Consider the following 12,401-nt stretch of genomic DNA (forward strand, 5'->3'; position numbering starts at 1 on the left):
TCTACCTCCGGAAACAGGCCGGCTCAATGAGCCGCGGGGGTTTCGTTCTGGAATGCCCGGGCCCGGTACAGAAACTCGACGATATTTCCTTCGTGAGGCTGCAGCCAGTTCAAGGCGTTTGTTTTGACCGCACCGATATTCAAGCGGTCAATATTGGTCGCATCCAGCAGTTGCTGTGACCACTGCGGATCTTCAGTGATCGCCGTGCAGACCAGCGTCGGGCCGATTTTCTTCAGCATGTCTTTCTGCTCGCATTGCACGACCGATGCCATCGGGAACATGTACTCGGTATTCGCCAGAGCAGGGTCGGTGCTGGCACAATGCACGATCGTGGGTCGCAGGTAATCACAGCGTTCCATTTCAATCAGGCGTTCGCCGTCTCGATATTTTGCCGTGACTTCCGTGACGCCCGGCTCCTTCAGGCCTTCTTCAATTTGCGTGTGCATCGCTTTGGCAGCGCCGGTCATGGTGAACGCAGCCAGTGGTGCTTCCGGGTCGGTCATTGAACTGGGTCCCACAGGTCCGATGCGTTTTGCAATCGCATCGGCAATGGCTTCGGTGTGACGTGATGCCCAGACGCCCGAAGCGTTAATACAGCTGCGGCCACCGTTCTGGTAGATACTGTCGACCATCAGATCGAGATAGTCTTCCCAGCGATCAACGACGTCATCGCCCAGCAGAATTTTACTGAAACCGGGTCCGTGCGCCTGCACGTTGGGATTGCCTTTATACTTGTCAATCGTCTGCTGACCGCCGAACAACATCACCCGCTGACAAAGCTCGGTTACCGTCGATCCCACATCGTGAGGCCCCGGATAAACGGAAATACATTCGCGTGGAATGCCCGCCTGGCAGAAGGCTTCAGTCATCCGATAAGGTGTCCAGGGTTCCGAGGATCCGGGCTTCAGTACAAGACCAATCTGCATCGGCAGGATCGGCATCCAGAGCGTATGTACGCCGGGAGAGTTGGAAGGCAGCACGAGACCGAGTACAGGCGAATTGGCCTGGTAGCTCATCATCACGCCCCGTTCTTCTTTGCCGTAACCCCGTGTCAGAATATCCAGAGGCAGGCCGCGCGTCAGAGAATCAAGGATCTCATCCATGTGCTCCAGTACGAACGCGACCTTTTTCATATTGCCAGCACACATCCATTCGGGCATCCCGGTACTGGCGGACTGGATCCGGCAGAACTCTTCGGGAGTCTGTGTACCGTTGCCCAGCGGCAGTTCCGCCGTCATGTAGAGGTCGGCGGCTTTTTTGCAGATCTCCAGCAGTTTGGAAATCGGAATTTCCCGCAGCAGGTCGCGAGCCCGCTGTGCTTTCCGCATGTCCATTTTCACCAGACCGGCATTGGCCTGATGTACTTTGGCTAGCGGCTCGCCTGTTTCAAAATGAACGACTTCCTGTTGATCGAAACTTTCGTAAGGTTTTCCCCAGCGAATTACAGGTATTTCCAACACGGCAGTTTTCCTTTTTATAGATAATGCGAATCAGTCTATGATCCCGCATCCAGGCAGAGAGATCAGATCTATCATCAAAGCACACACGAATCGAACGCCAGAAAACCATGCCGACAGACAATTTCGCTGAGCACAAATGGTTTAATAAACGCCTACCGTTGTCGATGAGGCAATTTTGTGGAACGGACGTACGCCGCTCACACCATCCCAGGGATACTTCGGATGTGGCAGTTCACGTTCGCCTTCATCCCGTTCCAGGAACCCGGGAATGAACAGTTCTTTAGTCATTGTGAACAGCTTAACCCGTCCGGTTTCCCCATAGCCGACGACCTTGGTGTGGTCATCGAAATCGACGACGCGAATCACCGCACGCGGCTGCGGAGCATAGTAGGTAATTTTGTAATCATCAGCCGGATCGAACGGTTTACCACAGGCCAGTCCCATCAGTGTGTTTCCATAGGTCGGCGTAATGTAAACGTTCTCACCCAGCAGCTCTTCACGGGCAAAGCGATACCACTGCTGAGTGAATTCGGTTCCGCCACAGAAGATACCAGTGATGCCGGCTTCTTCAATGCTCGAGCCTTCATCCATCAATCGCATGGCCAGTGCTTCGAGCAGTTTGGGTGTGGTAAACATACATTTAATTTTATGACCGGCCCCTAAAATCGCCATCGCCTGGTCGATCACGTGAGCACTGTATTCTTTCACTTCGTCGATCTTGCCTTTTTTGATCAGCTTCACCACCCAGCGAGGATCAAGGTCAACGCAGAAAGAAATCCCGCCGCGATACTGTGCCATATGTTCCACTGCCAGCCGCAGACGACGCGGACCGGAAGGCCCCAGCATCAGCCAGTTAGAGCCTTTAGGAAACGATTCATCAGGCAGGGTGTCGCTGAAGTTTTCGTAATCGATGCGGAAGTCGTCAATCACGACGCGTGACTTGGGAATACCTGTGGTTCCGCCGGTCTCAAAGACGTAAGTCGGTTTTCCGAGCAGTGCTTTGGGAATCCAGCGATCGAGGGGACCGCCGCGCAGTTCGTCATCTTCAAACAGCGGAAACTTGTTCAGATCTTCGAAGCAGTTGACATCGGTCAGCGGATCGAAGTCGAATGACTTGGCTTTCTCCAGCCAGTAAGGAGAACCGGTTTCCGGGTTGAAGTGCCACTGGACAGACTCGCGGGTATGGGCATCGAGTGCTTCCTGGTTCTGTTTTACCATTTCGTCAAGGTTACTGTTGTCGGTCACTGTGAGACTCACTCCAAACAGGGAAGGAATAGTGGCGGGGAAAAACCATGTTCACCGGGAAACATGTACTCAAACTCTTATCCATCATTCTAGGAGTTCCCGATGTTTTTTCAACTAAGGGACTTGCTGTCAATTTGAGATCCGCCACAAACTCAATCCCGGTATTCCCAGCCGACTTGAGCGAAAACAGACTGATTTAAAACCAATTCGAGAGTTTTTCACGGGAATCAGACCTAATCTGCATTTTGGGTAGATCAGGCATACCGGATCAATCAGTCACATCAGACACGATGCACGCGTTCGGGCAAGAAAATAGCAGCATTCGCTATCAATCAGCATCCCCAGATTGACAGTAGTATAGAGAATGGTAAAATTAGGTATTGAAAATAAATTGCTCCTTTCCTGTTCGGCTTTTCGTATTCCGCGAGACATTCATGGACTTTACCGAAACATACTTTCGAAGATTTCGAATGGAAATCGAGCTGGCCCACGCGCGACTGGAAGACACCACGCTTCCCGAAGGCTACCGCTGGTGTCCCTGGGAGCTGAGCACCGTCGACCGCCACGCTGTCGCCAAGTACCACAGTTTTCGCTCCGAACTGGATGCCCGCGTGTTTCCCTGCCTGGGCGATTATGAAGGCTGCCGTAAACTGATGCAGGATATTTCGCGTCAACGCAACTTCCTGTCCCGAGGCACCTGGCTGATTACCTGGGACGGAACCGGTAACGAAGATGCCATCGATTGCGGCACGATTCAGGCTATCGTTCCCAGCCGCATTATGGGCGCGATTCAGAACGTCGGCATCACACCCGAACATCGTGGCTTAGGACTGGGCAGGGCACTGGTGACCAAATGCCTGATCGGTTTTCGCGAAGCCAAAGTCAAACGAGCCTACCTCGAAGTCACTGCCGACAACGAACCAGCCATCAATCTCTATCGATCGATCGGGTTTCGACTCACACGGACCCTGTATAAACCAAGCCAGTACGTCGAAACACCCCTGATTAAGTAAGCCCCTCGGCAAGGTTGTAAACCGGTCCTCGTCGCAGCTTCGTTCTGCTCGCCTTATTCTTTTATCAATAACGGTTCACGGTTTGCTTTCTCGTACAGCGTCTTCCATTCTTTCGAACCATCATCAGGAACCAGGCGTGTGTCGACGCCGCGTTCGAAAAAGGGCACATTTCCGTCGCGGGCCGGGTTAAGGACGAAATTCACTTCACCCGTATTTCCGAAATACATCTTCCGTCCGTCTTTCCATGTCGTTTCAATTAAACGCGGTGGTTCCGGACGGGAGGCCGGTTTTTTGACGCGGAGTGTTTCAATCAAATTACGATCCAGCTCATATCCCAGCCCCGGCTTCTCGGGGATTCGGGCAAATCCGTCTTTGACCACAATCGGTTCCGTCAACAGATTGTGCTTGTAAAGCTGGTGACAATTCACAGCCGGCCATGTCGCATGGCTCAACACGGCACCGAAATGCAGCGAGAAGGCAGCGGTAATTCCGGTACCAACCAATTGCAACCAGAAGGGTTTGTCCGCCATCGCCGCGACCGCTCCCGAGGCCATCAGCGCACTGGCACCGTGCCCGATCACGAAACCATCGCAGATGTTTTCGCGAATCGCAATCAGGGGTTCGGGCGTACCATAATGCATGGCGATATTCACATCGGTGGCCGCCATCAGTTTTTTATTGCCGGCGATGTCGTCCTGAAAGATCGGTGATTCAAAGATATCGACCTGCGGGTACTTCGCCAGGTCTTCCAGAATCGGCAGGGCACGCTCTGCGTCGAGCAGGGTATCGTTGAAGTCCATGTCGATTTTGAAGTTCTTCGGCACCACTTTGCTCGCCTCTTCGACTTGCGCCCAGACATCAAACCACGGACGGCCTTTGGTTTTGTAGGACATGTAGCCCTGCTTGTAAGCCTCGGCACATTCGAGAGCCATATCTTTGACCGAAGTGTCGATATTCCACCAGGAGAGAGGGGTCTTATCGTAAATCTTCTCTCCCAGCAACGCATGTACGGGAACCTCGGCTGCTTTTCCGACCGCATCGAACAGAGCCATCTGCAGACCGGCTCCGAGGTCGTCATCCCACATCAACGTGGCGGCATTCCTGCCTTGTGCTTTCTGGACGGCCTCGTCGGAAGTGGCATTCCAGGTGTAATAGAGCAGTGTCTCTCCGAAGCCGACGTGGCCTGACTTCAAATGCACTTCGACAATTTCGGTATACGCCCAGTGCGGCAGTTCACGGGCCATATTCCGGGCAGGCACTTCCCGAAAGGGAACTTTCACCGTGGTGCGCTCGATGCGTTCGATGCGCAAATGTTTCTGCGATGCTTTTTTTTCTGCCGCCTGTATTGAATTGGAAATCAGTCCCAGCATCCCCGTGCCTGCGACTCCGGCGAGACTATTGCCCAGGAAATTTCTTCGGGAAATTCGGTTCGTTGCTGTCGACTTGTTTTGTAATCGCACCAGGTGATTCCTTTGTCCGGGATGACTCATTGGGAAGGTATCTTAAGAGGAACCGGGAACGTCTCCAGTACCATCTCACATCCATCTTAACATCAACGCCCCCCTATACGTCCAGCGCCTGACGATTTTTTCTAGCATTTATCTGCACCGCAGAAAATCATGAAAAGACACGCTAACCTGCCATTTCTGCCTTGAGAAGACACTAGGAATTCAGCAGGTAAATCGCTAAGATCGCCCAAGTATTTCAGGAAACATCAGACCGCAGAGCAGCGACCGCTGGCCTTTCTCACTCGAGACGCTGGCGACTCTCTGTCTGCTCATATAATCTATTTCGTCTTATCCACTCAGGAAGGTTGCACCCCGTATGGGCAAACAACTGATTCAAACCCATCAGTTTTCAAACGGACTGACGCTGGTCGCTGAAACCATGGACGATGTCCAGTCGGCGGCCTTTTCCATTCTGGTTCCCAGCGGCAGTATTTACGATCCCCCCGAACGACGCGGCACCGCCAGTATCCTCTCTGAACTGGTGACCCGCGGGGCCGGCCCTTATGACAGCCAGCAGCTCTCGTGTGCCCTCGACGATCTGGGTGTGCAGCGACACGAAGGCATCACCAGTGGACACATCACCTTCAGCGGGGCGACGCTCGCCGGCAACCTGGCGGAAACACTCAAGATCTACGGCGAGATCCTCAAGAACCCGCATCTGCCGGTCAACCAGTTCGATGCGTCCCGCGCCGGAGTCGCGCAGGCGCTGCTGTCGGTCGAAGACGATGCCCGGCAGAAAGCCCTCGTCGAACTCAAGCGGCACGCCTTTCCCGCTCCCTGGGGACTGCCCAACGACGGGGAACTGGAACACCTGCAATTCATCACCATCGATGATGTCCGCGCCCTGTATGAAAACTGCTTCCATCCCAACGAAACCATCATCGGCGTTGCCGGTAATGTTGACTTCGAACAGGTCAAGCAGATCATTGAAGAACTGTTCGGCGACTGGAAGACCAGCAGCATCAGTGAAGAACCTGCGATGGTCTTTGCTGACGAGAACCGGTTCTTCACCGAACAGGAGACCACACAGACGCACCTGGGCATTGCTTACGACGCCGTCCCGTACGGCCATCCCGAATATTACGCCGCCTGGGCTGCCGTCGGCATCCTGAGTGGGGGCATGAGCGCCCGACTGTTTACCGAAGTCCGCGAGAAACGTGGGCTGTGTTACACGGTTTCCGCTTCGCTCTCCGGCATGCCCGGACTGGGCCGCGTGCTCTGTTATGCGGGCACCACTTCAGAACGGGCACAGGAAACTCTCGACGTCACGCTGCATGAACTCACCCGCCTGGGTGACGGCATTGAAGAATCCGAACTTGAACGCTGTAAAGCCCGGGCCAAGAGTTCGCTGATCATGTCGCAGGAATCGACGTCATCCCGCGCCAGCTCGATTGCCCGCGACTGGTTCTATCTCAAACGCATTACCACACTCGACCAGATTAACGATGAAATTCAGCAGCTGACCACCGACCGCGTGTTGAACTACATCCACGCGCACCCCGCAGCGAATTTCACCGTCTTAACGATCGGCCCCCAACCATTAGAGGTTCCCAGTGATATTTCATAAAGCACAATTAGACAACGGCCTGCAGATCATCGCCGAGCTGAATCCCAACGCGCACAGCCTCGCCATCGGTTATTTCGTCCGTACCGGTTCCCGCGATGAGACCGACGCGGTCTCCGGCGTGAGTCATTTCCTCGAACACATGGCGTTCAAGGGGAACGAAAAATATTCCGCCGACGATGTGAACCGCATCTTTGATGAGATCGGTGCGAACTACAACGCCTCCACCAGTGAAGAGATTACGCTGTTTTACGGTTCGTTTCTGCCTGAATACGTGGAAACCGCGATGGAGCTGCTCTCCACGCTGATCTATCCCACGCTGCGTCAGGAAGATTTCGACATGGAGAAGAAGGTGATCCTGGAAGAGATCGGCATGTACGACGATCTGCACAGTTTCACTGCGTATGAAAAAGTGATGCAGGCTCACTTCAAAGGACATCCGCTGGGTCGCAGCATCCTGGGTTCGGTGCAGTCGATCACCGATCTCACCGCCGAACAGATGCGCGACTACCATGCCAAACATTACCTGGCGGGCAACCTCACGCTGGCGATTGCCGGCAATGCCGACTGGGAACAGATCCAGCAGTTGGCCCACAAACTGTGTGACCACTGGCCGGCAGGGAAGAGCGACCGCCCGATCGACGAAGCGCAGCCCAGCACCGGCACGCAGACGATCATCGAGAAAGGCATCCAGCAGCAGCACATCATGCAACTGGGTCCCGCTCCCGCGGCGCAAGACATGCTGCGTCTGCCAGCGGAAGTGTTGTCGGTGGTGATCGGCGACGATTCCAACAGCCGCCTGTACTGGAAGCTGGTCGACACGGGCCTGGCCGAATCCGCGGAGATCGGCTTCAACGAATACGACGGCAGCGGCACCTGGCTGACCTACCTCTGCTGCGACCCGGAGCTGACCGAGGACAACCGCAAGTTGATCCAGCAGATCTTCGACGACGTGAACGAGAACGGCATCACCCAGGAAGAACTGGACCGCGCCCGCAACAAAATCGCCTCCCGCCTGGTACTAAGAAGCGAACGCCCGATGGGCCGCCTGTCATCATTAGGAGGCAACTGGGTCTACCGCGGCGAATACTTCTCAGTCGCCGACGACCTGAAACTCCTCAACAACATCACCCTGTCCGACATCCAGAAACTACTGCAGAAATACCCGCTGGGGTATAGCACCACAGCGGCCGTAGGGCCGCTGACGAGTGTGGTGGAGTAGGGGAATATATTATAATTATTACGTTCTTGGTTCTATTATTATAATTCGTTTCATCGTTATAATAGACTGGCCGTTTGTGCATTCCGTAGTATTCTGAACTACTAAAACGATTGGCAATAGGGAATGGCTTCCGCACGAGAATTACTTGATTCCGTATATGATGAGCTGGGATTACGCGAAGGTGAACTCATCGACGCGGCATCATCTCCGCAAGATGGTCCTATATCGGATGCTTGGATCGACAAGGGAGAATGGCTTGCGCTTGCCAAATCAGTTGGTGTCGAAAAGGTCTTTTTTGTTCAAGACAACCCAGTTGTTGTTTTTGCTACCGCTGCTGCCGAAACCGATGAAGCAATCCGCCTTGCAGTAAATAGCATCTGGTGTATGGCTCGCCCACAATGTTTATTCTTTGCTCGTCCTGGTGAGCTTTTGGTATTTGACTTGACGCGACCACCTATTGGTCCATCAGAACAGTATACAGACCACAAACGCCTACTTCGCCGTGTAGAATCGATTGCGGACGTACAGGAGCAATTATCATCCTTTCGACGTGAGGTGCTTGAATCTGGCAACGCACCTGAAGGGCAAGGTTATTTTTCTCCGGGAGAAGCACGAGCCGATAAGGCTCTCGTGCGTGACCTTAAACTAGTTCGCGAAGCATTGATGACAGCTGGATTAGATGGTGAGAATGCAATTCATGCCAACTCTCTCATTGGTCGCTCTCTTTTTATACGATATTTAGAAGATCGAAGGATACTTCTAGAGTCCGATTTTGAAAAAGTGGCTAAAAGACGCAAACGATGGGATGCAATCCTCAAATCTAGCCAAGGTGTGCCATTCGAATCTTCCTTAGATCATGTGAGATACACTAAGCTTCTCTCAGACAAAAATTTCACGTATGCATTCTTTAAACAGCTCTCACAAGATTTTAATGGCGATCTTTTTCCGGTCACAAAAGAGGAAGAAGAAGCCGTTTCACACGATCATTTACGGATTCTTCAACGTTTTTTACGTGGAGAAATAACTGATTCTACAAAGCGGTTATTTTTCTTTGCGTATCGTTTTGAATTCATTCCCATCGAATTGATCAGTAGTATCTATGAGGAGTTTTACAATGCAGGGCGTGGTGTCGATCAAAATCATGGTACACATTACACTCCGATTGAACTTGTTGAATATCTTTTGTCAAAAATTTTGACAAAAGAGGTATTAGCAGGAGATCCTACTGTTCTTGATCCTGCTTGTGGTTCAGGGATTTTCTTGGTTGAAACATTCAGACGGATAGTTCGCTACCGGCAAGTAAAGCAGAAAAGACGACTCGGACTGCGAGAACTAAGTAAAATTTTACGCGATCAGCTCCGTGGAATTGACATCAATGGTGAAGCGGTACGAGTTGCTGCGTTTAGTTTATACCTTGCTCTCCTGCACCATCTTGACCCGCCGGACATTTGGCGTGATAAACGTCTACCACATTTAACTCATGATCCGCAGGCTACAACGGGGCAACCAAATCGGTTTGATGTGTTATTTGTTGGGAACTCGTTCGACATCGATGAATCATCAGATGATTCTAAGATCTCTCAGAATATTGCTGACAATAGTATTGATGTAATCGTTGGAAATCCTCCGTGGGGGTATCCCAAACGGAATGATCGTATTGGTCGTATTGCTGCCCGACAAGCCGCTCAATGGTGTAGTACGAATAACTGTGAAGTTGGTGACCTGGAATTGTCGCAGGCATTTATTCATAGAGCGATTAAGTTCTTACGTCCTGGAGGCAGTGCGGCACTTCTTGTCTCAACTGGAGTCTTCTTTAAACATCACCAGAATAGCAAGACATTTAGACGGCAATGGCTTACATCGTGTAGTATTTTACATGTCATCAATTTTTCTGCTGTCAGGAATCTTTACTTTAATAGTGCAGTCGCTCCATTTGCATCAGTTGTATTTCAAAAAAATACCCCAAGTGATTCACACATAATTGAATACTGGTCTGCCAAAAGTACGCTCCAAGCAAAACAGATGCGTGCAGTTGTTCTTAGCCTTGCTGATCGTCGATTAATCCCGCAATACGAAGCTGTGGCTGACGATCGTGTTTGGAAAATATTCTGGTGGGGAAGTCATCACGATTATGCATTGGTCCAACAGTTGGAAGTACGCAATTCCCTAGAGAAACTAGTAGGCATTGATTCGTTCGGTCAAGGTTTCAAAGAATCAAACAAAGAATACGACAGCGATTGGCTAAACGATTTTTTAGAACTCCCAACACAATCGTTTACTCGATATGGCCCTCTACCGAGAGAAGAGCTAACGCCTGTACCCTTGAAGGTCGAGCGTTTCGGAGTGCGAAACGTATATGAAGGTCGTCGTCTACTTATAAAACGAGGAATAACACAGTCAGCCGGATATGACGGTCTCATAGAAGCCCGTGTCGAATCAGAACCATTTGCTTTCCGAAATTCAATTCATGGTGTAAACGTCAGTGAAATGACAGAGTGGCAGTGCGACGCCATATTGGCAATATTCTGGTCGTCTCTCGCTCGCTACTACTTATGGATGACTGCGGGAGGGTGGGGAATGTGGCATCACGAAATACATATGGAAGATGTAAGACGCATGCCAATTGTGTTTCCTGACGAGAAAATTGCTCGCAAACGGATCACTCAGATTGTGAAACGTCTCCGCGAAACATATATAAACGATCAAAAACTTCCACTGGATCCTCAGTCAAGCAAAGCTACTATCTCTCGAGCCGAAGTCCGCAAACTCGAATACGAATTAGATGAGCTCGTGTTTGACAGCTACGAGCTTGGAACGATGCAACGTGATCTTATTCGAGATATGTGCCGTTGGGGTTTAAACTTATTTTACCGGAATGCTAAAAGTGAAGCTGTACAGCATCTGTTAATCCCCAAGGACTTCACAGCGGGAAAAATTTCCATTCTATCATCAAGTCCTCAACGGAACGATATAATTGATTACGTAAAAACATTTGGCGAATTATGGAATCAAGAATTAGGGGGCCACGGTGAGTTTGCTTGGCATGTCGTTCGCCCTCACCAATACTCTCCAATGATAGCACTATTGCTGGAAACAATTGTGAGTGATCGAGAGATTTCTACAATTGCGATAGGTGAAGATGGCTGGAATTCTGTGCTTTCGCGGTTGAGCAAAGCTTCGTTACAACATACAGGCTCTCGCCGATTGTATGTGGATGGAATGGTACGTGTAGTTGGTGAGACAGAAGTGCTGATAATAAAACGAAATGAACGTCGACAGTGGACCGCGAGCATGGCAAGAGAGGATGCTGAAGCAACTATTAAACAAGCAATGCAACTGCAAGAATCTCTTCAAGGTAGTATATGATGCGGCCAAACCTCCTAAAGATCGATTATTGGAAAAATCATGAGTGTCGTGTTATCGCTGTTCTTGTAGTAGCTTTGCAAAAACTTACAACTACACAGAACATCCCAACACAAGAAGACCAACTAAATCGCGTATTGTATTTCTCTATTTTGGAAGCTATACGTGAACTGAGAGAACAGGGTATGTTGTTTACAACATACCCAATGTATGAAGCGAACAATCAGCCTGATGCAGACGACGAATCGCGTGCAACACGCGAAGGAAAAAGGCCTGATTTTCAATTCGGTTATATCGATCATCAAGAGCCTGATCCGAGAAATTCTTCACGACAATATGTTGTTGAATGTAAGCGTCTAGGAATCTCTGGAAGAGCAGATTGGATACTTAACGAGAATTATTGTTATAAAGGAATTATGAGATACTGCACTTTAGAGCATGGTTACGCGAAAGGGGAGTCTGCAGGCGCTATGATAGGCTTTTTGCAAAACATGGTTGCATCTCACATCCTTGCAGAAGTTAACTCTGTGTTACAAACTAATGGTATTCCAAGTATAGTTCTATTAGAGGAAGGGTGGAAAATACAAGACGTGAACAGATTGACACAACAGTTTGACCGTGAAATACCCCAAAGCCCTTTTATACTTAAGCATCTCTGGGTAGATTTAACAAATACAAGTTAAAAAGGGAGTTCTTTTCGTTGAAAAATACGAATGAAACTAGACTCGTAGCATTTTTCTGAAAATAAAAAAAGTTTATATAAGTCTTACCTCAATCCCTGCTCAATCCCTGCTCACTCCTGCTCACTCCTGCAAACACCTATTCCACCAACTGTCCTTCTTCGTACACAGACATATAAACGACTGCCAGCGCTCGCAGTGATCATACAACTTGCTGGTCGGGGGACTGCTTCATAGCTTAGGTGGAATGTCCCGCAGAAGTTGATTACGCTCTGTTCGCTCCGCTCTCAGAGCGTAATCAACTTCTTGTAAACAACAATGGAAAGTGTTACCTATGTGTCCGAAC

General features: G+C 50.4%; 8 protein-coding genes. 5 read left to right on the forward strand and 3 right to left on the reverse strand.

The features are described from left to right. Positions 1 to 23: 23 nt before the first annotated feature. Both ACN0YH_RS04445 and ACN0YH_RS04450 read right to left on the reverse strand, forming a co-directional pair. Entirely contained in the window at positions 24 to 1,460 is a 1,437-nt protein-coding gene (locus ACN0YH_RS04445; protein WP_417378353.1) for an aldehyde dehydrogenase family protein, read from the reverse strand. Between the two features lie 141 nt (positions 1,461 to 1,601). Further along, entirely contained in the window at positions 1,602 to 2,678 is a 1,077-nt protein-coding gene (locus ACN0YH_RS04450; protein WP_417378926.1) for a hypothetical protein, read from the reverse strand. A gap of 497 nt (positions 2,679 to 3,175) precedes the next feature. On the opposite strand from ACN0YH_RS04450, the gene ACN0YH_RS04455 reads away from it, so the two are divergent. Beyond that, positions 3,176 to 3,718, forward strand: a complete 543-nt coding sequence (locus ACN0YH_RS04455) for a GNAT family N-acetyltransferase (RefSeq protein WP_417378354.1) — start codon at positions 3,176 to 3,178, stop codon at positions 3,716 to 3,718. Between the two features lie 53 nt (positions 3,719 to 3,771). On the opposite strand, the gene ACN0YH_RS04460 is transcribed toward ACN0YH_RS04455, so the two are convergent. After that, positions 3,772 to 5,178 carry a mandelate racemase/muconate lactonizing enzyme family protein gene (locus ACN0YH_RS04460; protein WP_417378355.1) on the reverse strand — a complete coding sequence of 469 codons (1,407 nt, stop codon included), beginning with the start codon at positions 5,176 to 5,178 and terminating at the stop codon, positions 3,772 to 3,774. Between the two features lie 364 nt (positions 5,179 to 5,542). On the opposite strand from ACN0YH_RS04460, the gene ACN0YH_RS04465 reads away from it, so the two are divergent. From ACN0YH_RS04465 to ACN0YH_RS04480, 4 genes are all read left to right on the forward strand, one after another. Beyond that, positions 5,543 to 6,793 carry a M16 family metallopeptidase gene (locus ACN0YH_RS04465; protein WP_417378356.1) on the forward strand — a complete coding sequence of 417 codons (1,251 nt, stop codon included), beginning with the start codon at positions 5,543 to 5,545 and terminating at the stop codon, positions 6,791 to 6,793. Then, positions 6,780 to 8,012, forward strand: a complete 1,233-nt coding sequence (locus tag ACN0YH_RS04470) for a M16 family metallopeptidase (protein WP_417378357.1) — start codon at positions 6,780 to 6,782, stop codon at positions 8,010 to 8,012. Before ACN0YH_RS04465 ends, ACN0YH_RS04470 begins: the two co-directional genes overlap by 14 nt. A 123-nt stretch (positions 8,013 to 8,135) precedes the next feature. Beyond that, a complete protein-coding gene (locus ACN0YH_RS04475; RefSeq protein ID WP_417378358.1) occupies positions 8,136 to 11,378 on the forward strand; it encodes an HsdM family class I SAM-dependent methyltransferase in 3,243 nt (1,080 codons plus the stop codon). After that, positions 11,375 to 12,058 carry a hypothetical protein gene (locus ACN0YH_RS04480; protein WP_417378359.1) on the forward strand — a complete coding sequence of 228 codons (684 nt, stop codon included), beginning with the start codon at positions 11,375 to 11,377 and terminating at the stop codon, positions 12,056 to 12,058. The genes ACN0YH_RS04475 and ACN0YH_RS04480 overlap by 4 nt, the downstream gene beginning before the upstream one ends. The last annotated feature ends 343 nt before the right edge of the window (positions 12,059 to 12,401 follow it).

Origin of the sequence: Gimesia sp., from assembly GCF_048262075.1 — a bacterium.
Lineage (GTDB): Bacteria > Planctomycetota > Planctomycetia > Planctomycetales > Planctomycetaceae > Gimesia.